General features: G+C 70.5%; 23 protein-coding genes and 1 pseudogene. 13 read left to right on the forward strand and 11 right to left on the reverse strand.

What is annotated here, in order from left to right; translation table 11 throughout:
• Positions 1–6: 6 nt before the first annotated feature.
• Positions 7–1,199 (reverse strand): IS3 family transposase gene (locus I2W78_RS06570; protein WP_196455809.1). Its coding sequence is split into 2 segments (ribosomal slippage): positions 7–935 and positions 935–1,199, totalling 1,194 coding nucleotides; the frame shifts between segments, so codons are not numbered across the junction.
• Between the two features lie 7 nt (positions 1,200–1,206).
• Between I2W78_RS06570 and I2W78_RS06575 the strand changes: the two genes are divergently transcribed.
• The 3 genes and pseudogenes from I2W78_RS06575 to I2W78_RS06580 all read left to right on the forward strand — a co-directional run bounded on the left by I2W78_RS06575 (position 1,207) and on the right by I2W78_RS06580 (position 2,717).
• Positions 1,207–1,884, forward strand: a complete 678-nt coding sequence (locus I2W78_RS06575; RefSeq protein WP_196457764.1) for a cytochrome c biogenesis CcdA family protein — start codon at positions 1,207–1,209, stop codon at positions 1,882–1,884.
• 113 nt (positions 1,885–1,997) lie between these two features.
• Positions 1,998–2,162, forward strand: a pseudogene (locus I2W78_RS41070) (LD-carboxypeptidase); the annotation flags it as partial.
• Between the two features lie 54 nt (positions 2,163–2,216).
• Complete coding sequence (locus I2W78_RS06580; RefSeq protein ID WP_307783940.1) at positions 2,217–2,717, forward strand: hypothetical protein; 501 nt, start codon at positions 2,217–2,219, stop codon at positions 2,715–2,717.
• Between the two features lie 34 nt (positions 2,718–2,751).
• Here I2W78_RS06580 and I2W78_RS06585 read toward each other — a convergent pair whose 3' ends face one another.
• Positions 2,752–4,035, reverse strand: a complete 1,284-nt coding sequence (locus I2W78_RS06585) for an MFS transporter (RefSeq protein WP_196457768.1) — start codon at positions 4,033–4,035, stop codon at positions 2,752–2,754.
• 56 nt (positions 4,036–4,091) lie between these two features.
• On the opposite strand from I2W78_RS06585, the gene I2W78_RS06590 reads away from it, so the two are divergent.
• Positions 4,092–5,090 (forward strand): ArsR/SmtB family transcription factor, encoded by a 999-nt coding sequence (locus I2W78_RS06590; protein ID WP_196457770.1) that lies wholly within the window; start codon positions 4,092–4,094, stop codon positions 5,088–5,090.
• A gap of 40 nt (positions 5,091–5,130) precedes the next feature.
• Here I2W78_RS06590 and I2W78_RS06595 read toward each other — a convergent pair whose 3' ends face one another.
• On the reverse strand, positions 5,131–6,036 hold the full coding sequence (locus I2W78_RS06595; protein WP_307783616.1) for a tetratricopeptide repeat protein: 906 nt from the start codon (positions 6,034–6,036) through the stop codon (positions 5,131–5,133).
• Positions 6,037–6,238: 202 nt separating this feature from the next.
• On the opposite strand from I2W78_RS06595, the gene I2W78_RS06600 reads away from it, so the two are divergent.
• The 3 genes from I2W78_RS06600 (at position 6,239) to I2W78_RS06610 (ending at position 9,235) form a co-directional block, all read left to right on the forward strand.
• Complete coding sequence (locus I2W78_RS06600) at positions 6,239–6,610, forward strand: ArsR/SmtB family transcription factor (protein WP_196457772.1); 372 nt, start codon at positions 6,239–6,241, stop codon at positions 6,608–6,610.
• Complete coding sequence (locus tag I2W78_RS06605; RefSeq protein WP_196457773.1) at positions 6,607–6,921, forward strand: hypothetical protein; 315 nt, start codon at positions 6,607–6,609, stop codon at positions 6,919–6,921. The genes I2W78_RS06600 and I2W78_RS06605 overlap by 4 nt, the downstream gene beginning before the upstream one ends.
• A 196-nt stretch (positions 6,922–7,117) precedes the next feature.
• The gene (locus I2W78_RS06610; protein WP_196457775.1) at positions 7,118–9,235 is read left to right on the forward strand and encodes an MMPL family transporter; all 2,118 of its coding nucleotides are present in this window, start codon (positions 7,118–7,120) and stop codon (positions 9,233–9,235) included.
• A 74-nt stretch (positions 9,236–9,309) separates the two neighbouring features.
• On the opposite strand, the gene I2W78_RS06615 is transcribed toward I2W78_RS06610, so the two are convergent.
• Complete coding sequence (locus tag I2W78_RS06615) at positions 9,310–10,206, reverse strand: universal stress protein (RefSeq protein ID WP_196457777.1); 897 nt, start codon at positions 10,204–10,206, stop codon at positions 9,310–9,312.
• A 100-nt stretch (positions 10,207–10,306) separates the two neighbouring features.
• On the opposite strand from I2W78_RS06615, the gene I2W78_RS06620 reads away from it, so the two are divergent.
• Entirely contained in the window at positions 10,307–11,659 is a 1,353-nt protein-coding gene (locus I2W78_RS06620; protein WP_230885354.1) for an acyltransferase family protein, read from the forward strand.
• Positions 11,660–11,706: 47 nt separating this feature from the next.
• Positions 11,707–11,919, forward strand: coding sequence for a hypothetical protein (locus tag I2W78_RS06625; RefSeq protein ID WP_196457779.1), 213 nt, complete (start codon positions 11,707–11,709; stop codon positions 11,917–11,919).
• Between the two features lie 2 nt (positions 11,920–11,921).
• Here I2W78_RS06625 and I2W78_RS06630 read toward each other — a convergent pair whose 3' ends face one another.
• The 5 genes from I2W78_RS06630 to I2W78_RS06650 all read right to left on the reverse strand — a co-directional run bounded on the left by I2W78_RS06630 (position 11,922) and on the right by I2W78_RS06650 (position 15,647).
• A complete protein-coding gene (locus tag I2W78_RS06630) occupies positions 11,922–12,275 on the reverse strand; it encodes a hypothetical protein (RefSeq protein WP_196457781.1) in 354 nt (117 codons plus the stop codon).
• Positions 12,276–12,545: 270 nt separating this feature from the next.
• A complete protein-coding gene (gene fmdA, locus I2W78_RS06635) occupies positions 12,546–13,793 on the reverse strand; it encodes a formamidase (protein ID WP_196457783.1) in 1,248 nt (415 codons plus the stop codon).
• A gap of 93 nt (positions 13,794–13,886) precedes the next feature.
• Positions 13,887–14,540, reverse strand: coding sequence for an AmiS/UreI family transporter (locus I2W78_RS06640; RefSeq protein ID WP_196457785.1), 654 nt, complete (start codon positions 14,538–14,540; stop codon positions 13,887–13,889).
• 108 nt (positions 14,541–14,648) lie between these two features.
• Positions 14,649–14,927: an FmdB family zinc ribbon protein gene (locus I2W78_RS41620; RefSeq protein WP_196457787.1), complete on the reverse strand. Its 279-nt coding sequence runs from the start codon at positions 14,925–14,927 to the stop codon at positions 14,649–14,651.
• Between the two features lie 291 nt (positions 14,928–15,218).
• Complete coding sequence (locus tag I2W78_RS06650; protein WP_196457789.1) at positions 15,219–15,647, reverse strand: hypothetical protein; 429 nt, start codon at positions 15,645–15,647, stop codon at positions 15,219–15,221.
• Positions 15,648–16,075: 428 nt separating this feature from the next.
• Between I2W78_RS06650 and I2W78_RS06655 the strand changes: the two genes are divergently transcribed.
• Positions 16,076–17,080, forward strand: a complete 1,005-nt coding sequence (locus I2W78_RS06655; protein WP_196457791.1) for a substrate-binding domain-containing protein — start codon at positions 16,076–16,078, stop codon at positions 17,078–17,080.
• 6 nt (positions 17,081–17,086) lie between these two features.
• On the opposite strand, the gene I2W78_RS06660 is transcribed toward I2W78_RS06655, so the two are convergent.
• Positions 17,087–18,091 carry a LacI family DNA-binding transcriptional regulator gene (locus I2W78_RS06660; protein WP_196457793.1) on the reverse strand — a complete coding sequence of 335 codons (1,005 nt, stop codon included), beginning with the start codon at positions 18,089–18,091 and terminating at the stop codon, positions 17,087–17,089.
• Between the two features lie 325 nt (positions 18,092–18,416).
• Here I2W78_RS06660 and I2W78_RS06665 point away from each other — a divergent pair, with 325 nt between their 5' ends.
• Genes I2W78_RS06665 through I2W78_RS06675 form a run of 3 tightly spaced genes read left to right on the forward strand, consistent with a single transcriptional unit; the run spans position 18,417 to position 21,747 of the window.
• A complete protein-coding gene (locus I2W78_RS06665; RefSeq protein ID WP_196457795.1) occupies positions 18,417–19,841 on the forward strand; it encodes a sugar porter family MFS transporter in 1,425 nt (474 codons plus the stop codon).
• Positions 19,842–19,861: 20 nt separating this feature from the next.
• Entirely contained in the window at positions 19,862–20,881 is a 1,020-nt protein-coding gene (locus I2W78_RS06670) for a Gfo/Idh/MocA family oxidoreductase (RefSeq protein WP_196457797.1), read from the forward strand.
• Positions 20,878–21,747 carry a sugar phosphate isomerase/epimerase family protein gene (locus I2W78_RS06675; protein ID WP_196457799.1) on the forward strand — a complete coding sequence of 290 codons (870 nt, stop codon included), beginning with the start codon at positions 20,878–20,880 and terminating at the stop codon, positions 21,745–21,747. The genes I2W78_RS06670 and I2W78_RS06675 overlap by 4 nt, the downstream gene beginning before the upstream one ends.
• Positions 21,748–21,756: 9 nt before the next feature.
• Here I2W78_RS06675 and I2W78_RS40265 read toward each other — a convergent pair whose 3' ends face one another.
• Positions 21,757–25,227, reverse strand: a complete 3,471-nt coding sequence (locus tag I2W78_RS40265; protein WP_230885356.1) for a SpoIIE family protein phosphatase — start codon at positions 25,225–25,227, stop codon at positions 21,757–21,759.
• Between the last annotated feature and the right edge of the window lie 119 nt (positions 25,228–25,346).

Below are 25,346 nucleotides of genomic sequence, written 5' to 3' on the forward strand. Positions count from 1 at the left end.
ATTGGTTCAGGCGGACTGCGGGGTTTGCTCCTGGCTGCGCCAGAAGGCTTCCTCGTACTCGGCCGGCGGCACGTAGTCGAGCGCGGAGTGAAGACGCTCTTCGTTGTACCAGGTGATCCACTGGAAGATCGCCCGCTCGACCTGGTCGACGTCCTTCCAGGGTCCCTGCATCTCGATCAGCTCGGCCTTGAAGGTGCCGTTCAGCGCCTCGGCCATCGCGTTGTCATACGAGTCCGCGACGGAGCCGACGGAGGCTGAGGCGCCGATGTCGGCGAGCCGGTCGGTATACCGAATTGATACGTATTGCGACCCGCGATCGCTGTGGTGTATCAGTCCGGAGTCCTTCTTGATCCGACGCCGCCAGAGCGCCATCTCCAGGGCGTCCAGAGGGAGTTCGGTCCGCATGTGGTTCGCGACCTGCCAGCCGACGATCATCCGCGAGTACACATCCAGGACGAACGCCACATACGCCCATCCCGACCAGGTGCGGACATACGTCATGTCCGCGACCCACAGCTGATCGGGCCGGGAGGCGGTGAAGTCGCGGTCGACCAGGTCCGGCGGACGCGGCGCCGACGGTTCCGGAATCGTGGTCCGACGCCGCCGGCCACGGATGACGCCCTCCAGGCCCAGCTCGGCCATCAGCCTCTCGACGGTGCAGCGGGCCACCCCGTGGCCCTTGCGCCGAAGCGCGCGGGTGATCCGGCGGGCGCCATAGGTGCCGCCCGACTCCGCGTGGACCTCCTCGATCAGCGGCATGAGCTGCTCGTCCCGGAGCCGGCGGGCCGACTTCGGCCGCTTCTTGCGGGCGAAGTACGTCGACGGCGACAGCTCCAGCACCCGGCAGACGGGATCGACCCCAAGGCCCCTCTCGCGCAGGTGGTCGATCACCTGCTCGGCCTCGTCCGGGGACGGTCGATCTCCTGGGCAAAAAACACCGAGGCGGCTTTCAAGATCTCGTTCGCCCGCCGCAACTCCGCTACCTCTTTCCGGAGTTGCTTCAACTCGTCCAGCTCGGCGGTGGTGAGCCGGTCGTCCCGCTCGCCGCGGTCGGCCTCGGCCTGGCGGACCCAGCCTCGCAGGGCTTCCTTGTGGATGCCGAGGTCCTTCGCGACGTGCGCGATCGGGCGGCCGGTGGTGCGGACCTCGCGAATCGCGCGCTCGCGCAGTTCGTCCGGATATTTACGGGGTGCTGCCATGGTGCTGGTGGATCTCCTTCGCCAGGACCGTAACCCTGGCATCAGGGACTCCACAAATCTCAGTACAGCTCACCTCCTCACGCTCATCGGCAGCTGGCTCCTGGCCGGCCGCGACCTGCCCGCCCTACTCCCCAAACTCCGCCGCGCCCCCACCGTCACCCGTTCCGTGCCGTCAATGGCCCTGTTCGGCGCCGCCTACGCCATCGCCTCCCTCGGCTGCACCATCGCCCCCTTCCTCGCCATCGTCGTCTCCGCCTTCCGCAGCGGATCCACCCTCGAAGGCATCACTTTGTTCACGGCGTACGCGACCGGGATGGGCCTGATAGTCGGCACCGCCGCCCTCTCCATCGCCCTCACCCGCACCGCCCGCGTCGCCCGGCTGCGCCGCCTGGGCTCCGTCGCCGCCCGCACCGGCGGCGGCCTGCTGCTCCTGGTCGGCGCGTACGTCGCCTACTACGGCTGGTACGAGATCCGCGTCCAGCGCGCCCCCGCCACCCAGGACCCTGTCATCGACACCGCCGGCACGATCCAGCGCACCCTCGCTGACGCCCTGGACGCCGCCAGCCCTGCGGCGCTCGCCGTCCTCCTCGCCGCCCTGCTGATCGGGGGCGTGGCAATCCGCCTCCGACACCCGCGCAGGAGGAGCCAGGATTCGACAGAACCCGGCAGCGCGCCTGCCCCGTAGCCAGCCGCAGCCGGCTTCACCATGCGGCGTGCCATCGCGGAAGCCGCCCGCTCCCCTCTGACAACCACGTAGCGCGCGGCGAACGGGCGGGCCCACCCCCGGCGTCCTTCGCGGACCCGGGGGTGCGAGCCGTCTTCGCCACGCGCGGGGGCGCGGGTGCCTACAGGATCGCCGATGGTCTCGACACAGACGCGGTCCAACGCGATCCGAAGCCTCTGATCGGATTCAGCGATGTGACGCACCTGCACCTCGCGCTGTGGCGGGAGTGCGGGCTGGCGACCGTTCATGGCCCGTTCCTCACACACGGCGACGACGTCCTCGACAGCGGGACCGTGCAGGCGTTGCGACAGGCCTTGACCGAGACGGATCCTGTCACACTGCACGCCGATCCGAACGAGGCGACCGAAGCCGTCACCGTCGATGGCACGGCGACGGGCGTCCTGATCGGGGGGCTCCTCACCGCCCTCAGCACCGAGGCCGGTGCCGGGCTGCCTTCTCTCGACGGGGCCATTCTCTTTCTCGAACACCCCATGGGTGGCCTGCGCAACGTGGATCGGGCTCTGACCCAACTACGCCGCAGCGGGCAGCTGAACGGGCTTCGCGGCGTGGCTCTCGGTCAGTTCTTCGGGTTCGAGGGCGACGCGACAGCCTCCCAGGACGGCGGCTGGAGCATCGCTGATGTCCTGATGGAGCACTTCGGCGGCCTCGGCATCCCTGTTCTCGGCGGCCTGCCCGTCGGTCACCGTGCTCGGCCGGCCACTCTGCCCCTGGGCACAGACGCCGTTCTCGACGCCACGGCACGAACCCTCACAGTGGGCTCGGCGGTGACGTGACGGCAGGTTGCCTGGCAGCAGGTGAGTGCTGGGTTCACGCCTCGGTGACGGGTGCCGCTGACGCCTGGCGGAGTGGCGTGGTGGCTACGGGAAGCTCTCGCAGCGTGCGAACGGGGGAGCAGAAGACCGGGAGAAACGCGCCGGCCAGGCAGATCGCGCCCGTCCAGACCGTCATGCGTACGCCCACCGCCTGGCCGACGAGACCGCTGAGGGCGGAGCCGATCGCCAGGGCGCCGGTGAGCAGGAATCGGAAGGTGGCGTTCATGCGGCCGAGCAACGAGTCCGGGGTCACATGCTGGCGCAGGGCGACGCCGAGGACGTTGTCGATGCCCGTCTTGGTCATGGCTGCGAACCACCCGACGCCGGCCACCCACAGCCATGGCCCGTCGCCGATCAGCGCGACCGCAAGTGCGGCGGGTGCGAACCAGAGCCCGGCCAGCCCCAGGGTGCGGCCGTGGCCAAGGCGGGCGGCCAGGGGGCGAGCGAGGCGGGCGCCGAGCAGGATGCCCAGGCCGCCGGCCGCCCAGTACGCCCCGAGCGCCCCGGCGGGCAGGTGCAGTTCGCGGGTGAACAGCACTGGCAGCATGGCGTTGATCATCTGTGCGCCGAGGTTGGTGAGCGCCGCGGTGAGAGCCAGCGCGCGCAACTCGCGGCTGCCGAGGACATGTCGTAGCCCTTCGGATATCTCTGCCCGCAGCCGTCGCCGGTCAGCCGATGCCACGGAGGAAGCGTGTCGGGGCCTGATGCCCGTGAGGCCGACGGCGGAGCTGAGGTAAGCGACGGCCCCGCCGAGGATCGCCAGTGGAGCCGTGAAGAGCTGGACCAGGAAGCCGCCGGCGCCGCGGCCGGCGATGTTGGCGCCGGCCATCAGGCTCACGAGAGCGGCGTTCGCCGGCACCAGGCGCTTGCGGCCGACCAGTTCGGGCAGGACGCTCTGCGAGCCGACGTCGAAGAACACCGTGGCGCAGCCGTTCAGCAGCGCCACCGCGTACAGCTGCGGCAGCGACAGCACGCCCAGCCACCAGGCGACAGGGATCGAGGCGAACAGCACGGCGCGGGCGGCGTCGGCGGCCACCAACACCCGGCGGCTGGGCAGGCGGTCCACCCAGGCGCCCGCGGGCAGGCCGATGAGGAGGAAGGCAGCGGTGGACAACGCGGCCAGCGCACCCGCCTGGCCGGGGCCCGCGTCGAGGGCGGTGACGGCGAGCAGCGGGATCGCCACGTAGCCGACATTGCTGCCGAGGTGACTGAGGGCGCCCGCGGCGAAGAGAATGCGGAAGTCGCGCAGCCGCCACGGGGAATTCGGTGCTTCGGTCATGCGCTGTACGGTGCGCGACCGCCAACCGCTCCACCCATTGATTTACCCTGAGCTAAATGATCGAGATCACACTCGGCTTGGAAGACGTGGCTCGTACCCGCTTCGCGATCTCCCCCCTGTGGGAGGTGGTGGCCAGCGTCCGGGTGCTCAAGGGCGCGGACGAACATGGCCTGCATCGCACCTGGGCTCAACACGTGCGCCCGCGGCTGGCGGCGGCGGACCTCGACCTCAGCCCTCTGTTCGAACTCGTTCCGATGCCGACGCGCTCGCGCTGGGCCGGCCGCGTCCCGGGGTTCATCTGCCCTCCGCCCACAACGCCCCTGCCGTCACTGGACGTGGAGCTGGCCGCGGTCCGGGCCACCCCGCCGGAGCTGCTGCACACGACGGCAGAGGTGCCGCCCGCGCGGATGGCGGCGCTGCGTGCCGACCCGGCGGCCGAGCTCGGGCGATTGGCCGACGTGGTGGAGGCGTACTGGGACCTGGCCCTGGCACCGTACTGGTCACGGATCCTCACCCTGCTGGAGGGCGACATCCGCTACCGTGCCGGCCGCCTGGTCGAAGGCGGCGCCCAGCACCTGTTCGCAGACCTCGACCCACAGGTCACCTGGGCCGGAGGCACCCTGCGCCTGGAGCACCGCACCGTGCGCGGAGCGCGCCGACTCGACGGCCGTGGCCTGCTGTTGGTGCCGTCCGCCTTTGTGTGGCCGCGCGTGTTCTCCGTGCTCAACGAGCCCTGGCAGCCATCGCTGCGCTACCCGCCACGCGCCGTCGGCACGCTCTGGCACGCGCGGCCCGCGACCGTGTCCGATGCCCTGGCGGGCGTACTGGGCCGCTCCCGCGCGACACTCCTGACCGAGCTTTCTGCCCCTGCCTCGACCACCGACCTCGCCCGCCGCACCGGACTGACTCCCGGCGGCGTCTCCCAGCACCTGACCGCACTGCGCACCGCCGGTCTGGCCAGCGCCCACCGTGCGGGCAGAGAGGTGCTGTACGCACGCACCCGGGCTGGAGAGATCGTCGTGGAAGCCGCAGGCGCAGGGTCACCGCAGTCCTGAAAGGGGCTGCCCCTCACCGGGCTTGGATGACTGCGCAACCTCAGCTGTTCCGGATGCGGCGGGCCGCATTCACGAGGGCGGCAGGCAGGTCGGGACCGGTGCAGGCGTGGTCAATCAGCAGGTCTCGGTACGAGTCGTTCGGCAGATTCGTCGCCAGTTCGATGAGTTCGCTCAGTTCGGCCGGCGAGCCGGTAAGCCGTGCGCGGTAGGCTGCCCCGGCCGCGCGAAGGGTGAGTTCGGTCGGGCCGTATCTCATCCCTTGATCGATCAGTCGGACCGCAGAGGTGAAGTCGCCCTGCTCGGCGCGCACATCGGCCAGGTCGAGGTAGAGCGACCAGTTGGCCGGGGCCAGGGCAACAGCGCGCTCGAACGCGGCCACTGTCTGTTCAAAATCTCCCAGCTTGCGCCATGTGCCCGCGCGCACCACTTCCGTCAGCATGATCCGTTGATCTGCGTCCGCTTGGTCGCAGAGAGCCAATGATGCGTCGGTGAGACCGCACGCCCGGAGAAGGATGGCCATCTTGGCCAACGCCTCCGGCAACGGCCGGCGGGCCGAGACGACGTCTATGGCTTTGAACCAGGGCCGGAATCGTTCCCGCACGCTTTCGGTGTCCAGATCACGGCCACCGTCCATGGTCCGCATCGCGGCCTCGGCCAGAGAGTCGCCACTCACCACACCGAGAAAGCGTTCATCGCTGAACCAGGCGGCTTTGGCCCATGCGATGTCGGGTCGCACACCCGCGACCGCCCCGATCGCCAGCACCGCGCCGTCCATGTCGCCCTGAAGGAAGCTGATATACGACTGCGCCAGTACGGTCCTCAGGGCGTCGGCATCCTGAACGACCTCAGCGACTTCCGACGGCCTTTCCCTCCACAACTCGGCAAGGACCGTGTAGGGCTCGGGGTTCTCGGGCGCGGAGGCGATGGCACCCGCCAAGTAATGCACGGCTGCCGCTGGGCTGCCCCCACAGTGCGCCATCACCCGCGCGAGCCGACGTCCGCGAGCGGCAGGTCGTGCCGACCCTGAGACATCCCCCATGTCACCCCTGGCTGTCCCCCATCCACCCCTGATATGTGTCAGGAATCTTTGACAGGTACCCGCGAGTCCTGTCAGCTTTCTCTGACAGGTACGACGGAAAGGGTCCGCGATGCCCGAGGTCCCGCCTTCGGCACCGACTGGCGACGAGTTGCTGAAGGTGCTCTCCGCACTCGGCAATCCGCACCGCATGCGGATCGTCGCGGCCCTGCTGGAGAGCCGCAACTACGTCAGCGCGCTGGCCCGCGAGATCGGCATGAGCCGCCCCCTGCTGCACATGCACCTGCAGCGACTGGAAGCGGCCGGACTGATCGTCGGCACGCTCGAACTCGCGGAGGACGGCAAGGCGATGAAGTACTTCGACGTCACGCCGTTCTTCTACGAGTTGACACCCGGCGTCGTCTCCCGGGCGGCCGCGACGCTCAGCGAGGCAGAGAAGACCGAGGCAGAGAAGACCGAGGCAGAGAAAGAGGAAGCGAAGTGAATGGGGAACAGGTGACGCTCGCCGACAGCGCCGACAGCGTGAGCGCGCTGGTCGGAGCCGTGGGCGCGGCCGGGGTCTTCACCCTGCTGATCGTGATCGTCTGGCAGGTCGCCGCCACCTGGCGGGCCCGAATGCTGGCCGCACGGGAGCAGCAGTACAAGGACCTCGCGGCGAAGTACGCCCAACTCCTCGAAGACACCGTTGAGTTGCAGCGGCGCACGGTCGAGGAGCAGCGGCAGACACTGGACGAGCTGACGCAGACCCGGCTCGCGGTGTCCTCGATGGAGAAGATGATGCGCGAGATCGAGTAACCCCCTCAGACGCGCGTACGGCCGGGAGCGGCAACTCCCGGCCGTACCGAGGAAGAACACACCCCCGGGACACACCCACCCGTACACCACGGCAGGTCGTCACACCTGCAAGCGCCGTGGTGCGGGCCCCGTGCGCCCTGATGCCGGTCGTGGAACCGATCGGCGACGGCGCGCTCCCTACGTAAGGAGAGTACTCATGCGTGCGCTGCTCCAGCGCGTCGCCCGCGCGCCCGGCGGACGCCGCGGCAAGTGGCTGATCCTGGCGATCTGGCTGATCGCGGCCGTCGCCCTCGGTCCACTGGCCGGCAAGCTCGGCGACGTCGAGGAGACCGGTCCGAACGCCTTCCTGCCGCGCGGCGCCGAGTCCGCGCGGGTCAACACGGAGCTGGAGAAGTTCCGTACGGACACCGTGATGCCCGCCGTTGTCGTCTACACCGGCGCGGGTGCGGATGCGACGGCCGCCGCCGACCGGGACGCCTTCGCGCGGTACGTCCCCGCCGGTCAGGAGGTGTCGCAGCCGATCCCGTCCGAGGACGGCGAGGCCCTGATGACGATCGTCCCGCTAGACGTCGAGGACGACATCACCGACAAGGTCGACGAGTTGCGTGACGTGGCGGGCGCGAACGCACCGCCCGGCGTGCACGTCGAGGTCGGCGGCCCCGCCGGTTCCCTCACCGACTCGGTGGCGGTCTTCGACGGCCTGGATACGACGCTGCTGCTGGCCACCGGCCTGGTCGTGGCCGTCCTGCTGCTGCTCACCTACCGCAGCCCGGTCCTGTGGCTGCTGCCCCTGCTGTCGGTGGGCTTCGCGGCCGTCCTCACCCAGGCCACCACCTACCTGCTGGCCAAGCACGCCGGACTGCCGGTCGACCCGCAGAGCGCGGGTGTGCTCATGGTGCTGGTCTTCGGCGTCGGCACGGACTACGCCCTGCTCCTCATCGCCCGCTACCGCGAGGAACTGCACCGCCACGAGGACCGCCACGAGGCGATGCGGATCGCGCTGCGCCGCTCGGGCCCCGCGATCCTGGCCTCCGCCGCCACCATCGCCGTCGGCCTGTCCTGCCTGGCGTTCGCCGACATCAACTCCTCCCGCTCGCTGGGCCTGGTGGGCGCGGTCGGCGTGGTCTGCGGCTTCCTCGCGATGGTCACCGTGCTTCCGGCGCTGCTGGTCATCGCGGGCCGCTGGGTGTTCTGGCCGTTCGTGCCGCACCACGGCACGCCTGCCCGCAAGCCGCGCACGATCTGGTCCCGGGTCGGGGCCGCCGTCGCGCTGCGCCCCCGCTGGTCGTGGCTGATGTCGGTCGCCGTCACCGGTGCGCTCGCGCTGAGCGTGGTGGGCATCAACATGGGCCTGACACAGGCGGAGACGTTCCAGGACAAGCCCGAGTCGGTCGTGGCGCAGGAGAGGATCTCGGCGCACTATCCGTCGGGCGCCTCCGACCCGGCGGAGATCGTCACCCGCTCCGACCGGACCGCCGAGGTCAGGGCCGCCGCAGCCGCGGTGGCCGGGGTGGCCCGGGTCGAGGAGGGCGGCGACCGCACACCGGACGGCGAACTCACCGCCATCGCCGTGGTATTGGAGGACGCACCCGACAGCCAGGCGGCAAAGGACACGGTCGACGCCCTGCGCACGGCCGTCCACCAGGTCGACGGCGCGGACGCCCTGGTCGGCGGCACCACCGCGGAGACCCTCGACACCCAGCGGGCCGCCGACCGCGACCTGACGACAGTCGTGCCGATCGTGCTCCTCGTCGTCCTGGGTGTCCTGATCCTTCTGCTGCGGGCCCTGGTCGCCCCGCTCCTGCTCCTGGCCACGGTCGTCCTGTCGTACTTCGCGGCCCTCGGCGCCTCGAACCTGCTCTTCGAGCACGTCCTGGGCTACGCGGGCGTCGACTGGTCGATCCCGTTGATGGGCTTCGTCTTCCTCGTCGCCCTCGGCATCGACTACAACATCTTCCTCATGCACCGCGTGAAGGAGGAGATCGGGAGGCTGGGCCATGAGCGCGGCGTCCTGGAGGGTCTGACCAGCACGGGAGGGGTCATCACCTCGGCCGGCATCGTGCTGGCCGCGACCTTCGCGGTGTTCGCGGGCCTGCCCCTGGTGACGATGGCCCAGATGGGCGTTCTCGTCGGCATCGGCGTCCTGCTGGACACCTTCCTCGTCCGTACGGTCCTGGTGCCCGCCCTCGCGCTGGACCTGGGCCGCTGGTTCTGGTGGCCGGGCCGCCTCAGCCGCGGCACGGCCGTCGACGGGCGAGGCGCCCGCAACAGCACCTCGTCCACCTCACCGGACCCGGCCCCCGAGTCGGTCTGATCCGACACCGACGTCGACGCGGGCAGCGAGCATCCGCGTCGGCGTCGCGGGACGACGACCACCTCTTCGCTCCCTCACGCGGACTCGTGCTGCGGGACGACCGCCACCGGACAGTCGGCGTGATGCAGCAGGGCGTGTCCCACCAGCCCGAGCTGCGGTCCGAGGTGTCCGTGACGCCGACGGGACCCGATGACCAGGAGGTCGGCCGCCGCCGAGCGGGCGACCAGCGCATGGCGTGCGGAGCCTTCGACGAGCGCGCGGTGCACGCTCACGCCCGGGTACTCGTCCGCGACGCCGTCCAGTGCGCCGTGCAGGAGGGCCGCTGCCTGCTCCTCCCCCGCGTGGGCTTGGTCCCCGACCAGCAGCGGATGCGGCGCGGTCCTGTGCGCCGGCCGGCGCCAGGCGCGTACGGCCTCGATCTCGCACCCGCGTGCCGCGGCTTCCCGGAACGCGAACCGGACCGCTGCCGGGGCCGTGTCGCCACCGACTCCCAGGAGGATCCGCCCGTTGCGGGATTCCCTGTTCTCGGCACGGCCCCGTACGACGGCGACCGGGCAGGGCCCTGGTGCCCGGGCTGCGAGGGAAAGACTGACCGAGCCCAGAAGCAGTTCCCGGATCGGTCCCCTGCCGCGGGCACCGGTCACGACCAGGGTGGCTCGGTGTGCCTCGCGCAGCAGCGCCGACAGGGGGTCGTCCGGCACCACATCGGTGCTGATCTCCAGCCGAGACGCCCGTCGCCGGGCATGCTGGGCCGCGGCCGCCACCACGGTCTCGACCAGCGCGTGCTCGGTCACGAAATCCGGGCTGACGCCCGGTGTGTCCGCGAGTGCCTCGCCCTCGTACCGCTCCCACAGCGAGGCATGGACGATCCGCAGCGGCAGGCCGTGGCGGACCGCCTCGTCCACTGCCCAGTCGACGGCGTGGAGGCTGGGCTCCGAGCCGTCGACACCCACGACCACAGGCAGCACCATGGTTCCCACCGCCTTCAACGCGCGGGATGCCCTCTCATTGTCCCTCCGCCGGGTCGGCGCGTCCTAGGCACCGGAGTGGGTGGAGGAGGTGCTGCGTGAGATGCGCCGACTGGCCGAGCAGACCCCGGCGCACCGGGATCGTCATGTCGACCTTCTGCGCGCCGTCGCGATCGTCGTCGTGGTGGTGGGCCACTGGCTGGCCGTGCACGTGACGTACGACGGGACGTTGCGCGGCGAGTCCGTCCTGCGGCTCGTGCCGTGGACACGCCCGTTCACCTGGCTGTTCCAGGTCATGCCGGTCTTCTTCCTGGTCGGTGGTTTCGCCAACGCGGCCTCCCTGACCGCCCACCGCGAGCGGGGCGGCACCATCACCGGCTGGGTGCTGCACCGCACCGACCGGCTCGTCCGTCCCACGACGGCGCTGCTGGCCACGCTGGTGCCGGCCGCTCTCCTGGTCAGGACGCTCGGTGTCGATCCCGGCCTGATCGGCACCGCCGTCTGGCTGGCCACCATCCCGCTGTGGTTCCTGACCGCCTATCTGGCCGTGATCGTGCTCACCCCGCCGATGCTCGCCCTGCACCACCGGTACGGGTTGGCCGTACCGATCGCGCTGACCGTCCTGGTGGGCCTGGGTGACGCGGCACGGCTGTGGCTGCGGATTCCGTACGTGGGCGAGGCCAACTACCTGCTCGCCTGGCTGGCCGTGCATCAGCTCGGCTTCGCCTGGCAGGACGGGCGGCTTCCCGACCGGCGCGGGGTCGCGCTCCCGCTCACGGTGGCCGGGCTGGTCGCCCTGGTGTTGTTGACGGTGGTCGGCCCGTATCCGGTCAGCATGGTCGGGACGACCGGCCAGGAGATCGAGAACACCGCACCTCCCACCGTGGCACTGCTGGCGCTGGCCGCCGCCCAGACCGGCCTGGCCCTGCTGCTGCATGCCCCGGCCCGCCGGTGGCTGCGGCGCGCGGCCCCGTGGACGGCTGTGGTGGCGGTCAACTCGGTGATCATGACGCTGTTCCTGTGGCATCTGACCGCCGCGGTACTGGGCGTACTGGCGTTGTATTCCACGGGGCTGCTGCCGCAGCCGCCACCGGGGTCACCGGCCTGGCTGGCGCTGCGCCTCCCCTGGCTCGTCGTGCTGGCCCTGATCCTCACGGTGCTCGTCGCCGTGTTCGGACGCATCGAGCGACGCAGCGGACCTCGCCCCGGACCGGGCGACGCGACCGGCGTCCTGCCGGCCCTGCTCGCCGTCGCCGGTGTGGCCGGTGTGCTGGCCGGGCTCCTCGGCATTTCCCTGGCCGAACGCGGGCAGGGACCCGCCGGCCTGCCCGCCCCGGGCCTGGCCGCCTACTTCGCCGGCGCCACCGTGCTGCGGTTCGCACGTCGGCGGTTCGCACATCGGCGGCATCGCCGAGACGCCCCGCCCCAATCCCCTCCACATGGGAGATGCTGGTAGTGCCGCGGTGCCATGCGGTGCTGCTCCTGTCGGCCGCAGGAGGCGCGATGAAGGTCGAACTGATCCAACGGGCCGCCGACGTGCTGTTCGACGTCCCGGCCAACGTGCACGAGGAGATCATCACGCTCATCACGGCGGTGAGCCAGGACACGCAGGCGCAGCACCCGGAGCTTGCCGCGGTGTTCGGTGAATGGTGCTGGCTCGTGTACACCGTGCAGGGTGACGTGATCGAGGTGCTGGACGTGGGTTGCGCCCGGTGAGGTCACGCCTGATTGAGCCGGGCGGCGATCCCGTGCCCGATCAGCAAATAGATGACGGCCGGGAGACCGTAATTGAGGACAACGCGCAGGCCCTCTGTGTCCATCGTGAAAATGTCCTGTGCCCATCCGGACAACCAGTCCGCCGTTCCGTGCACGAACTCGACAAACGGATTCGCCTGGTTCGCGTCGAGCAGGTGGAGCACGATCCACAGGCCCAGGAAACCGGCCGCGATGTCGGCGATCGTGCAGACCGCAATGGCCGTCCTCCGTGCGGCGGTCCGGTCGCGAGCGGAGCGGTCGGGGCTCGGAGGCTGGTCGTACGTCTCGTATCCGGAAACCGGGCCGGTGTTGTTCACAGGAAATCCAATCTGACGCGTTGTCCGGTCGGCGGGGTCGCCCCCGTTTCTTCCTGCTTCAGCGCCGTGCAATCGCCGCCGTGTTACACCTGGCTCCACGGCAGCGCAAATATGGCGGCCTATTTGGTCACGTACTCAAATGTTTGGCCACTAGGTATATTCCGGGCGGATGCATCGTCGGCGCCGACGTCGCCCCTTGACGCGAGGGCCCCCGGCCGGGCACCGTCTGGGAGCCCGGCCGGGGGGTGAGGGTTCCGTGACCGGTCGGCCTCAGGCGGACACCGCGCACTGACCGCGGTCCGCGGACTTCGGCCCCTCCGAGGTGGGACGGACGTCGAAGTCGAAGATTCCGGTCGGGAGGTAGAGGGAGCAGCAGGCGTTGGGGATGTCGACGATCCCGCTGATGCGTCCCTCGATGGGGGCCGCGCCGAGGAGCAGGTAGGCCTGCTGTCCGGTGTAGCCGAACCTCTTCAGGTACTCGACGGCGTTGAGGCAGGCGCGGCGATAGGCGACCGTCGCGTCCAGGTAGTAGTTCGTGTCGGTGTCGTGGTCCACGGAGATCCCGATGAAGGACATGAATTCCGAGTACCGCGGCTCGACGTTGCCCGGCATGAAGACGGGGTTGGTGGTGACGCCGTACTTCTCCATGCCGCCCTTGATCAGGTCGACGTGGAAATCGATGTAGCCGCCCATCTCGATGGCGCCGCAGAAGGTGATCTCACCGTCTCCCTGGCTGAAGTGCAGGTCGCCGCCCGACAGCTTGGCGTCCTTGACGTGGACGGGGTAGAAGACGCGCGCTCCACGAGTGAAGTTCTTGATGTCGTGGTTGCCGCCGTTCTCCCGTGCGGGAACGGTGCGTGCTCCTTCCTGGCCGACGCGTTCGGCGTCCGATCCGGTCGCCTGGCCGGCGAGGGACTGATCGGGGTCGGGCGTGAGTCCCAGCGGCGGGACGCGGTCGGGGTCGGTGTCGACGAGGGCCTGCTCACGCCTGTTCCACCGTTCCAGCAGCTCCGCGGACGGCGCGGTGCCGAAGAGGCCGGGGTGGGTGATGCCGGTGAAACGGACACCGGGAAGGTGCCTGGATGTCGCCACCTGCCCGTGGAAGTCCCATATCGCCTTGTAGGCGTCGGGGAAGTAGTCCGTCAGGAAGCCCCCGCCGTTGGCCTTGGCGAAGACGCCGGTGTATCCCCAGGCCTGACCGGGCGCGTCCCCGACCTGCTGCGGTACCGGCCCGAGGTCGAGAATGTCCACGACCAACAGGTCGCCGGGCTCCGCGCCTTCGACGCCTATCGGCCCGCTGAGCATGTGGCATGCTTTCAGGTCGACATCACGGACGTCGTTGGCGGAGTCGTTGTTGCCGATCTGCGCGTCGGTCCATTCGCGGCATTCGACGCGGAACTCGTCTCCCGGGCGGACCATCGCGGCGTTGGGAATGTCAGGGTGCCACCTGTTGTGTCCCGGCACGTCCTGGTCACGCATCGAACGGGACTGGTCGACGCTGAAGATTACTTCAGGCATGTGAATCCCTCGTATTCTTCGTGTTCTTCGTATTCTTCTGTGATGGCGAGCGGTCAGGGCTTTTGGCTTCTTTCTTGCTCGCCCGTGTCACGCCTAGCCGTGGCTGCCGGCCGGATAGCCCGGGGCGCCGTACTCCTCCGCGGGCCGACCTGGCCGCCTGTGGCGCAGCGCGAACCACAGCCCGCCGAAGGTCAGCACACCGAACGCGCCCAGCGCGATCGCGATCTCGTAGAAGTTCTCCGCGACCCAGTAACCGGACAGCAGCAGGAATGCCGGTATGACGCCGGTCACCCAGCCTTCGATCGCGGTCACCCAGCCGACATAAGGCGTCAGGCTCTCCATTTTCAGGCCCAGGAGCAGGAAGAAGAGGAACCAGAGGAACGCCCAGTAGAGCCAGATGACTCCGAACGGCTGATCGCCGAACTGCCGGAAGCTGACGAAGGAATAACCCAGAGCCACGATCGCCACGAACAGCGAGTAATACCCGACACCGGTCGTGTCGAGCCCCATCAGCAGTCCGATTCCTACATACAGGTAGGTGAAACCGAAGAGGAAGATACCCGAAGCCAGCAGAATTCGGGCGGCATCCTGATCCGCGGCGATGATGAGATATGTGGGTGTCAGAACCTGGAGTCCGCCCACGAACAGGTTGAATACCGCTGCGGCCCGGCTGTCCACCTTTCCCAACAGCATCAGCCCGTTCAGGAACAGCACCGCACCCACGAAGAGAAGTCCGACATTGGCCAAGGGAACCCACCTCCCGATCCACTGGCGAGGCAGTGGGACCGATGCCGCCCCATACCTTTCCGGGAAGGGCTTACCGGCCGGTTCGCGACGACTTCCCCGTCAGACGTGTCAGGGACGGGGGAGTCGGGCGTGGGCCGGGTGAGCGGGCCTCGGCGCTGCCTCCTTTGGGGGCACCCGCGTGACCACCGCGGGGTTTTCGCGAGACTTCTCCTCTTGCTCGCGCAGGGCCGCGACGGCAGGCGACGTGAAGACGGTCGCGGGCGAGGAGTACACGCGCCGGGCGAGGTTCGAGCAGCGCGGGCAGACTTCCTCGGCCGATGCCGTGCCGATGGGCCGCTTCACGTCGAACGAACCACAGCGAGGGCAGGAATACTCATACGTCGCCATGCGTCATCACCGATCGCTTCCGGGCCTTGGCACGGACGCGGATCCGGTCGAACCGGATACACCGTGAGAAGCCGCCTCTCATCCCAGGCAACGCCTGCAACGACGGCGTGTCAAGGCGAGTTGGACGCCCCGGCAACGCCGCCGTGCGGTCCGGTTCGGTGCGCGACGGGCCGGGCACTTGACGCAGGAAATTTCTCGGCCGGTCCTGGAGTGACCGGGGCACGGTCCGACGTACGCGGTGACAGCCGCGGCGGCTCGGACGGCGTACCCCGGGTCGGGCCCAGGCGTGCGTCAGGGCGCGCCGGCGATCGCGCACGCTCGGCACGGGGGCCGGCCGCAGGTGCACTGCATGATGGCGTCCAGCACGTCGCGGTCGTGGTACAGGCACTCGTCCCGGCAGGTGTGGCGCGGGATGAAGCCCGCCTGCAACTCGTCCGGCCAGGGCTCTTCGCCCTCCCGGCAGCGCACGAACCGCTCCGGATCCGTAGAGTGCAGCCGCTGCATGCTCTCCCGGGCCTCGCCCTCAAGGTCCCGCGCTTCGGCGACCACCGCTTTGAGCTGGTCGGCGAGACCGGAGAACCTGGCGTCGCCGGTCCGCACATGGGCGGCGCTCAGCGCCATGACGGCGTTGCCCAGGAAGCGTCGCGCGTCCTGAAGATTGGTGACGTGGTGCAGTTGGATGCCGGTCACACCCCTGACCCACACAGCGTCTTCGCTCACTTGTCCACCTTCCGGGCTCGAGTCGCCCCTCTGGTGATGCCGGCGCGGAGGTACGCCGCATCTGCTGCACGGCCTCCGCGGCGCTGCGGAAATCGTCTGTAAGGCTCGCATGCTTTCAAAGGACGCTAAATCTGCGACGTGCCCCAGTCCAGTCATTTATCGGTGAAATGTCTCACAAGGTGCTATTTCTCGATCAAACACATGCAGAACGACGCCGAGCGGGGACCGGATCAGCGGCCTGCCCGGCACCTTGTTCAAACGTCCTGACAAACCGTTGACATCCACCGAGGGCGGCCCCATAGTACGTGCCACTAGAGCGCACTAGTAGGGCGCACTAGTAGGCGCTCCAGCCCATCGTCCGGCCGACCACCCCGCCGCGCCACGGTCCGCCACCGAGCCGGACCCACTCGTCACGAGGTGCAAGGGACATGCACAGAAACCACCGAGCCGCCGCCCTGACCGCCACCGTGCTGGCGGGCGCCCTGTTCGCCGCCGGCTGTTCCAGCGGCTCCGGCGGGAAGAAGTCCGAGGAAGGCGCGGCAGCCGCAGCCGCGGGCCAAGCGGACACGCCCCGGATGACGGTGGCGATGATCACGCACGCCGCCCCCGGCGACACCTTCTGGGACCTGATCCGCAAGGGCGCCACGGCCGCCGCCGCGAAGGACAACGTCAAGCTCGTCTACTCCAGCGACCCGAACGCCGGAAACCAGGCCAACCTCGTGCAGAACGCGATCGACCAGAAGGTCGACGGCATCGCGCTCACCGCGGCCAAGCCGGACGCCATGAAGGCGGTGGTGGCCAAGGCCAGGGCGGCAGGCATCCCGGTCGTCGGCTTCAACTCCGGCCTGGACGACTGGAAGCAGCTCGGGATGCTGGAGTACTTCGGCCAGGACGAGAACATCGCGGGCGAGGCGTTCGGGGAGCGCCTCAACCAGCTGGGCGCCCGGCACGCCCTGTGCGTGATCCAGGAGCAGGGGCAGGTCGCGCTGGAGGCGCGCTGCGCCGGGCTGAAGAAGGGGTTCAAGGGCAAGACCGAGACCCTCTACGTCAACGGCACGGACATGCCGTCCGTGAAGTCCACGATCACCGCCAAGCTCCAGCGGGACTCCTCCGTCGATCAGGTGGTCACCCTCGGCGCCCCCTTCGCGCTCACGGCCGTGCAGTCGGTGCAGGACTCGGGGAGCAGGGCCAAGGTGGCCACCTTCGACCTCAACAAGGAGCTGGTGCGGGCCGTCCAGGACGGGTCCGTGGAGTTCGCGGTCGACCAGCAGCCGTATCTGCAGGGCTACCTCGCCGTCGACGGGTTGTGGCTGTACCGCACCAACGGCAACTTCAGCGGCGGCGGGACCGCCCCGGTGCTCACCGGGCCGGCCTTCGTCACCGAGGAGAACGTCGACTCCATCGCGGAGTTCGCCGCCAACGGCACCCGCTGAGCGAACTCAGCCCGCCGCCTCCCGGGGCGGCGGGCCGCTGGTCCCCCGTACCACCAGCTTCGGGTCCAGTACGGCCTCCCGGGGCCCCAGTTCCGGGTCCTGAAGCCGTTCCACGGCGAACCGCACCGCATGCTCGGCCATCAGCACCGCGTCCTGGCGGACGGTGGTCAGGCCGATCGGCATCACATGGGAGAGGTGACTGTCGTCGTAGCCGACGACGGACATGTCGCGCGGGACCTCGACGCCGGCCCGTACCAGGGCCATCAACACGCCCATCGCGCACCGGTCGTTGCCTGCGAGGACCGCCGTCGGCAGGGGCAGGCCCCGGTCGCGCTCCGCCAGCAGCAGGCGGCCGGTCTCGATGCCGGACTCCTCGGTGTGCTCGCCGGGGATCACCCGGGTCTCCGCCTCCAGTCCGTGCCGGCGCATCGCGGCCCGGTAGGAGCGCCGCCGCTCGGCCGAGCCGGGTCCCCGGCCGCCGTCGACGTGCACGATCCTGCGGTGCCCGAGTTCGATCAGATGGTCCATGGCCTGCCGCACCCCCTTGCTCTCGGCGCTGTGCACGAAGTCGACGCGGGCGCGCGGCACGCGGCGGCTGACCGACACGGTGACGGTGCGCTGTCCGAGTTCGTCGAGGTAGGCGGGGTCCGCGTCGGGGCCGAGCAGGATCAGCGCCTCGCAGCGGTGGCCGAGCAGCGCCTCGATCGCCTTGGCCTCGCTGCGGCCCTCGGCCGCGGCGGAGAGCAGGACGTCGTAGCCGAGGCGTTCGGCCTCGGGGTAGATGCCTTCGATCAGGTCGGTGTGGAAGGTCTGGTGGACGGTGAACATCACGCCGAGCGTGCGACTGCGGCCGCGGGCGAGGAGCCGGGCCGCGCTGTCGGGGCGGTAGCCGATCTCCTCGGCGACCCGCAGCACCCGTTCGCGGGTCTCCTGGCTCGCGCCCGGCTGGTTGCGGAAGACGATCGAGACCAGCGCCCGGGACACGCCCGCCCGGTCGGCGACATCGGCCATCGTGGGCCGCTGCCTGCCCGTTGCATCCACCTGTGAACCCACCCTTCGACCGAGCCAGTCCCGGAACCCACCCGGGGCGGCGGCGAAATCTCCCGGCAACAAGGTATTGACATGACATTTGAACAGGCGCCATCGTACTCGCACTAGAGCGCGCTAGTAGAGCGCGACAGCGACCTCTTCCGACAACGCACCGGCTGCCCCCGGGGCGACGGGGGAAGCAGCGCGATGTCCCGATCTCTCCCGAAGGACACTCCATGGCAACGGCGCCATCGCCACCGCGCAGGACCGAACGCGACGCCCGAACCCCGACCGGCAGGAGGCGGCCATGGACGTGAAGGCCGACGCGTCACCGGCCCCGCCCCCGGTCGCCGGCCAGGCCCCTTCCGCGGTCTCCCGGCGGCTGCGCCTGATCACCGTCATCGCCACCTTCGGCGGTCTGCTCTTCGGCTACGACACCGGTGTCATCAACGGCGCCCTGCCCTACATGACCGAAGACCTGGGCCTGACCCCGGTCACCGAGGGCATGGTCACCAGCTCGCTCCTGCTCGGTGCAGCGCTCGGCGCGGTCGCCGGGGGCCGGTTGTCGGACGCGCGCGGACGACGCCGGACGATCCTCGCCCTCGCCGTGCTGTTCTTCGTGGGCGCGCTCGGCTGCACCCTCGCACCGACCACCGCCGTCATGGTCGTCGCCCGGTTCGTGCTCGGCCTCGCGGTCGGCGGCGCGTCGGTGACGGTGCCGGTGTACCTCGCGGAGATCTCGCCGGCGGAGCGGCGCGGCGCGCTGGTCACCCGTAACGAACTGATGATCGTCAGCGGGCAGTTGCTCGCCTTCACCTCCAACGCGGTCATCGCCCAGGTCGGCGGCGAGTCCGGCGGGGTGTGGCGCTGGATGCTGGTGCTGGCCACTTTGCCGGCCGTGGTGCTGTGGTTCGGGATGCTGGTGATGCCGGAGAGCCCGCGCTGGCTGGCCTCGCAGAGCCGCTTCGGGGAGGCACTCGGCGTACTGAAGCAGGTGCGGTCGCGGGCCCGGGCCGAGGCCGAGCTGAGCGAGGTGTCCGCGCTGGCCGTCCTGGACGAGCGGGAGAGGCTCGGCGGCTGGAAGGACATGAAGGCCGTGCCGTGGGTGCGCCGGCTGATGTTCGTCGGCTTCGGCATCGCGATCGTGCAGCAGATCACCGGCGTCAACACGATCATGTACTACGGCACCCAGATCCTCACCGACGCCGGCTTCACCGCCGACGGCGCCCTGACGGCGAACATCGCCAACGGAGTGATCTCGATGCTGGCCACCTTCGTCGGGATCTGGCTGCTGGGCCGGGTGCCCCGCCGCCCGATGCTGATGACCGGCCAGCTCGGCACGACGGTCGCCCTGCTGCTGATCGGCGTGTTCGCGCTGACGCTGCCGTCCGGCGAGGTCCGCGCCTACGCCGTGCTCGCGATGACCGTCACCTTCCTCGCCTTCCAGCAAGGCGCGATCTCGCCGGTGACCTGGCTGATGCTCTCGGAGATCTTCCCGATGCGGATGCGCGGCTTCGGGATGGGCGTCGCCGCCGTGGTGCTGTGGCTGACCAACTTCGTGATCGGCCTGCTCTTTCCGTCCCTGGTCTCCGGCGTCGGCATCGCGGGCACGTTCTTCCTGTTCGTGGCGGCGGGCGTCGTATCCATCACCTTCGTGAAGCGCTACGCCCCCGAGACCAAGGGCCGCACCCTCGAAACCCTCGAAGCCGAACTCCGGGCGCGCTTCTCCTGAATCCCGTGGAGGGAACGACCATGACCGTACGAGTTGGTGTCATCGGCGCCGGAATGATCGGCCAGGACCACATACGGCGCCTCACCGAGGTCGTCACCGGGGCCGCCGTCACCGCCGTGACCGACATCGACGCGGCGCGCGCCGCCGAGGCGGCCGCCCGCGTCGGCGCCACCGCGCTGCCCACGGGCGCCGACGTGATCGGCTCCCCCGACGTGGACGCCGTCCTCGTCACCTCCTGGGGGCCCACGCACGCCGAGCACGTCCTGGACGCGATCACGGCCGGCAAGCCCGTCTTCTGCGAGAAGCCCCTCGCCACCACCGCCGAGGACTGTCTGCGCATCGTCGACGCCGAACGCGCCCACGGCAGCCGTCTCGTCCAGGTCGGCTTCATGCGCCGCTTCGACGCGGGCTACCGCCAGATGAAGGAGACCATCGCCTCCGGCGCCGTCGGCACCCCGCTGATCGTGCACTGCGCGCACCGCAACCCGACCGTGCCGGAGTCGTACACCTCCGTCATGGCCGCGCAGGACACGGCCGTGCACGAGATCGACGTACTGCGCTGGCTGCTGGACGACGAGATCGTCTCCGCCCAGGTGATCACGCCGCGCGCCACCGGCAGGCGGTTCGCGCACCTCAAGGACCCCCAGCTGATGTACTTCGAGACGGTGCAGGGCGTCCGCATCGACCTGGAGGTCTTCGTCAACTGCCAGTACGGATACGACATCCAGTGCGAGACCGTCGGCGAGGAGGGCCTCGTCCGGCTGCCCGACCCGGCCGCAGTGGGGGTCCGTAGCGCCGGACGGCACGGCACCGCCGTACTGCAGGACTGGAAGGGGCGGTTCGCGGACGCCTTCGACACCGAGTTCCGCGAGTGGATCAACGCCGTCGCGGGCGGCGCCGAGCCCACCGGGCCCTCCACGTGGGACGGCTATGCCGCCACCGTCATCTGCGACGCCGCCGTCCGTTCCCTTCAGACCGGCGGCCAGGTCGTCACCGTCGACATGAAGCCCCGCCCGGCCTTCTACGGAGGAACCGCATGAAGATCGCCCTCGATCCGTACATGTTCCGCGCCCTGCCGCTCGACGACATGGTGCGCACGGTCGCCGAACTCGGCTACGAGTACATCGAGTTGTCGCCGCGCGACGACTTCATGCCGTTCTTCCTGCATCCGCGGGCGGACGACGAACGCGTCGCCGCGTTCAAGCGGTCGCTGCGCACGCACGGCGTCCAGCTGTCCTCCGTGCTGCCGCTGTACAAGTGGTCCTCGCCCGACGAGACGGAGCGGCAGGCCGCCGTCCGCTACTGGAAGCGGATGATCGAGATCACCTCCGAGCTCGGGTGCCCGCTGATGAACTCCGAGTTCAACGGACGTCCCGAGCGGGCCGCCGAGAGCGAGGCCGCGTTCTGGCGGTCGATGGAGGAGCTGCTGCCGGTCTTCGAGCGGGAGGGCATCGCCCTCAACCTGGAGGCGCACCCGGACGACTTCTGCGAGGAGAACGCCCCCGCGGTCGACCTGGTCCGTGCCCTCAACAAGCCCTGGGTGAACTACCTCTACTGCGCGCCGCACACCTTCCATCTGTCCGGCGCGGCGGAGGTGGGGGCCGACATCGCGGCGATGATGCGCTACGCCGGCGACAAGCTCCGGCATGTGCACATCGCGGACTCCTTCAACCACAAGGGGTCGTCCGGACTGCGCTACATCCTCAATCCGCCCGGCACCCCGGCCCGCATTCACCAGCACCTCGACATCGGCCAGGGCGAGGTCGACTGGGACGCCTTCTTCGGCACCCTGCGCGAGCTGGACTTCGACGGCGTGGCCACCGCCTGCGTCTTCGCCTGGGAGGAACGGGCGCGCGAGTCCTCGGCGTTCATGCTCGACCGCATCACCAAGGAACTGGCCCGGTAACCCCGGGTCTCACGGAATCTCCTGCTCGGCCCAGATGATCTTGCCGCCGGGGGTGTAGCGGGCGCCCCAGCGGTGGGCGAGCTGGGCCACCAGGAACAGGCCACGGCCGCCCTCGTCCGTGCTGCGGGCATGCCTCAGGCGCGGCGCGGTACTGCTTCCGTCGGCGACCTCGCAGGTCAGGCGGGAGTCGCGGAGCAGACGCAGATGGATGGGCGGTGCGGCGTAGCGGACCGCGTTGGTGACCAGTTCGCTCACGATCAGCTCCGTGGTCATGGCCAGCTCCTCCAGGCCCCAGGCCTCGACCTGACGGGTCGCCCGGGCCCGGACGTCGGCGACGGCGGCGGGGTCCGCGGGGACGTCCCAGGAGATGACGTGGTCGGCGCCCAGGGCGTGGGTGCGCGTCAGGAGCAGCGCGATGTCGTCGGGCTGAGGCACGGGCACCAGCCGCTCCACGGCGAAGGCACACAGGACCGCGAGGTCGGGGTCCGGTGCCGGTCGGCTGTGCGCGGCGGCGTCGGGGGCCGGGCCGCGTCCGGCGCGCGCCCCCAGGTCGGAGTCCTGGCTCCGCCCGGGGCCCGCCGCGAGATCGGAGTCCCGGCGCCCGCCGCCCGCCGCGAGATCGGAGCCCTGACCCCGCCCGGGGCCCGCCGCCAGGCCGGAGTCCTGACCCCGCCCACCGACCCCCGCGAGACCGGAGTCCCGGCGCCCGCCGCCAGCCGCGAGATCGGAGTCCCGACCCCGCCCACCGCCCGCCGCGAGACCGGAGTCCCGGCGCCCGCCGCCAGCCGCGAGATCGGAGCCCTGACCCCGCCCACCGCCCGCCGCCAGGCCGGAGTCCTGACCCCGCCCGGGGCCCGCCGCAAGATCGGAGTCCCGACCCCGCCCACCACCCGCCGCGAGACCGGAGCCCCGGCGCCCGCCACCCGCCGCGAGATCGGAGCCCTGACCCCGCCCACCGCCCGCCGCCAGGCCGGAGTCCTGACCCCGCCCGGTGTCTGCTGCAACGTCGGAGTCCGGCCCCCACCCCGTGCCCGCCGCGGGCCCGGTCCCCGCGGCGCTCGCTCCGGCGCCGCCGCCACCGGACCCCGTCACACTCCGCCCCGCATCTGCACCACCGTCCCCGGCCACACCCGCCCCCGCCTCGCCACCACCGGCCCCCGCCACACCCTCCCGCGCGTCGCCACCACCGGCCCCCGCCACACCCTCCCGCGCGTCGCCACCACCGGCCCCCGCCACACCCTCCCGCGCGTCGCCACCACCGGCCCCCGCCACACCCTCCCGCGCGTCGCCACCACCGGCCCCCGCCACACTCCGCCCCGCATCTGCACCACCGTCCCCGGCCACACCCGCCCGCGCGTCGCCACCACCGGCCCCCGCCACACTCCGCCCCGCCTCACCACCACCGGCCCCCGCCACACTCCGCCCCGCCTCACCACCACCGGCCCCCACCTCACCCGCCCCCGCCTCACCACCGCCGCGCGCGGTGTGCGCGCCACCCCTTCCTGTGGAGTGCTGGGCCAGGGCCTCGCCGAGTTTGGACATGCCGAGTTCCATGTCGCGGTCGGCGCCCGCGATGAGGCCGTCGGTGTAGAGACCCAGGAGGCTGTTCTCGGCGAGTTCGATCTCGGCGGACTCGAAGGCCATCCCACCCAGCCCGAGCGGCGGCCCGGCCGGGGGTTCCGGGAAGGAGACCTGCCCGTCGGGGGCGACCACGACAGGGGGCGGATGTCCGGCGCGGGCCATGGTGCACCGCCTGGTGACGGGGTCGTAGACGGCGTACAGACAGGTCGCGCCGAGGAACGGCGTCGTGCTCTCGTCGGTCTTCTCCTCGCTCAGCCGCAGCACCAGGTCGTCGAGGTGCGCCAGCAGGTCGGCGGGCGGCAGCTCCATGTCGGCGAGGGTCTGCACCGCCGTGCGCAGCCGGCCCATCGTGGCGGCCGCGGTGATGCCGTGGCCGACGACGTCGCCGACGACGAGGCCCACGCGGGAGCCGGACAGCGGGATCACGTCGAACCAGTCGCCGCCGACCCCTCCGCTCGGATCGGCCGGCAGATAGTACGAGGCCACCTCCAGCGCCGTGCCGCCCGTCAGGGCCTGCGGGAGCAGGCTGCGCTGCAAGGTGACCGCCGACGTGTGTTCCCGGGTGTAGCGGCGGGCGTTGTCCACACACAGCGCCGCCCGCGCCACCAGCTCCCGGGCCAGCAGGACGTCGTCGGGCTGGAACGGGACGGGATTGAGCGACCGTATGAACGTGGTGAGGCCCAGCGCGGCGTTCCGCGCCCGCATCGGCACGGAGATGAGGGAGTGCAGTCCGAACTCGCGGATGCTCACCACACGCTCGGGCTGTTCGGCGACCCACAGCGCGTCGGACGGGTCGAGGACCGGGATCAGGATCGGCTCGCCGTCGATGAGCAGGTTCACGTTGTGCGGCGGCGGCAGGAAGTCCACCCGGTCCCCCACCCGCGCCACGGCCTCCGGGCAGCCCTCGCGCACCGAGCTCATCCCGGCGCGGCGCATCAACGGCTTGGCGGCCGCCGGTCCCGCGTCGGTCAGCCACGTCCCGTGCCCCTCGGTGCTCAGCACGGTTTCCAGCAGGTCGACGACGACGAAGTCCGCGAAGCGGGGAACGGCGAAGTCGGCGAGTTCCTGCGCCGTGCGCATCACGTCGAGGGTCCGGCCGATGCTGGTGCCGGCGTCGTTGACCAGCGACAACAGCTGTCGGGCGTTCCACCGCTCGGTGACGTCCAGGACCATGTAGCCGACCCCGGTGACGGAGTTGTCGGCGTCCAGCAGCGGGAAGAACGACGTGGAGTAGGCGTGCTGGCGGTGCGGGTCGGCCCAGCTCCAGCCGACGTACTCGTAGTCGGTGACGGGCACCCCGGTCGCCAGCACCTTGCGCATCAGGCCTTCGAGGGTCTCCGCGTGCAGCCCGGGCAGCAGCTCGCTCAGCCTGCGGCCGATTCGCTGCGCCCGGGGCACGCCGCCGAAGCGTTCCAGGGTGTCGTTCAGCCACATGTAGCGCAGGTCCAGGTCCATCACCGCCATGCCGACCGGCGAGCGGGTCAGGAAGCCGTCGAGGACGGACCGGCCGACCGTCCACTCCTGGCGCTGCTCCCGGGCCGAGAGCAGGAAGCACTCCTGCGCGCCGATCCGGAAGCACGCGGAGACCCGCAGGTCGACGTCGATCCGGTGGCCGTCGCGGTGCCGCAGCGGGATGTGACCGCTCCACCCCATTCCGGCGCGGCACCGCTCGGCGACGCCGGCCGCGCGTACCGGATCCTCGGGCATCGCCAGCAGACGTGCGGCGGAGCCGCCGACGACCTCCCGCGCCGGGTGCCCGAGGAGTTCCTCGGCCGCCCGGGTCCAGCCGATCACCACGCCGGCGGCGGAGACCACCGCCGCCGCGTCGCTGGACGCGTCGAAGAGCTCGCGCGCTCCGGCGGGCGGCGCCGTGTCGGAACCGTGTCGCGCAGAGTCCATGGGTCCCCATCCTTTACAGGACCCATGTTCCTGCTTGTCCGTCCGATGTGCACGGCCCCGCCGGGCACCCCGTGACCCGCCCAGGGCTGGGCAAGGCAGAGGGCCGGGGGCAGCATGGA

This window comes from Streptomyces spinoverrucosus (assembly GCF_015712165.1).
In the GTDB taxonomy this organism is placed as follows: domain Bacteria; phylum Actinomycetota; class Actinomycetes; order Streptomycetales; family Streptomycetaceae; genus Streptomyces; species Streptomyces spinoverrucosus_A.